Here is an 876-nt window from a genome sequence, read left to right on the forward strand (position 1 = left end):
ATTTGAAATTTTGATTATTTGCTTACACTTGTCATGAAATGAAATCGATGTATACGTAGAAAATATGTACAATGCAACAGGCTGCCGAATAAGCCAGCAGCCTGTTATTATTGAGCTATAGTTCTCCGTTAGCTTAATCTCGCACTAGTTTCTGTCGACGTAAGTGTTTCTTGAATTGTTTTCATGTAATTCTTTTTTTCAAAGTAATAAGGTCCTAGATGAGTTAATTTAAGTGTTTCGCCCTTTTTAAAATCCCTCCAAATAATCAAATCATTTTCTTCCTCAATGATTGCTGAAATAAATCCACAATCAAGATCCCCACATTCAGGACAAACAAGAAGTGGGTAACGATTTCCTCCCAATTTACTAAGTCTTTTTAGAGTTAGTTCTTGCACAATTTCTACTTTGTATTTTCTAGCTGCTAGTGGAATACAAGGGATAAATTCGTGTCTCTCTAATAGCTTGTATAGCGATCTACCATCAATACAAAAGTCATAAAATGATTTGTCAGAATTGTTTTCATTAATTATTTGATTTGTAGAAATTGTATTCAGTCTCACCACTATCTCCTTTTGAGTACTAAATGCACACTTCAAGAAAAGAAACCGTTGTTCTTGCAGGTAGAACTTTGATCATCCTTTAAGCTAACGTTCCCAGTTAGCGGAATGACATATCTTAATCAGCGAGAGCACGTTTTATGATCGCTTTTGCTTCAGCAACCAACTTTTCATCTTTATAATCAATTGCCTACATCATGATCAAAATGGGAATGTATATGGCTATCAATCGAGCTAATATTTTCGTTTCTTCATCGACATCCCCATATTCTTTGAAAAAGTCTGAACGCGCATCCGGAGGCAAAAAGCTATACGCGAC

The 876-nt window shown here is 35.0% G+C and carries 1 protein-coding gene and 1 pseudogene; both read right to left on the reverse strand.

What is annotated here, in order from left to right; all coding sequences use genetic code 11:
• Positions 1 to 128 precede the first annotated feature (128 nt).
• Positions 129 to 560, reverse strand: coding sequence for an oxidoreductase (locus IEY34_RS36260; protein ID WP_189021120.1), 432 nt, complete (start codon positions 558 to 560; stop codon positions 129 to 131).
• Between the two features lie 115 nt (positions 561 to 675).
• Positions 676 to 876, reverse strand: a pseudogene (locus IEY34_RS37200) (aminoglycoside phosphotransferase); the annotation flags it as partial.

Origin of the sequence: Paenibacillus marchantiophytorum (assembly GCF_014640555.1) — a bacterium.
GTDB lineage: Bacteria > Bacillota > Bacilli > Paenibacillales > NBRC-103111 > Paenibacillus_E > Paenibacillus_E marchantiophytorum.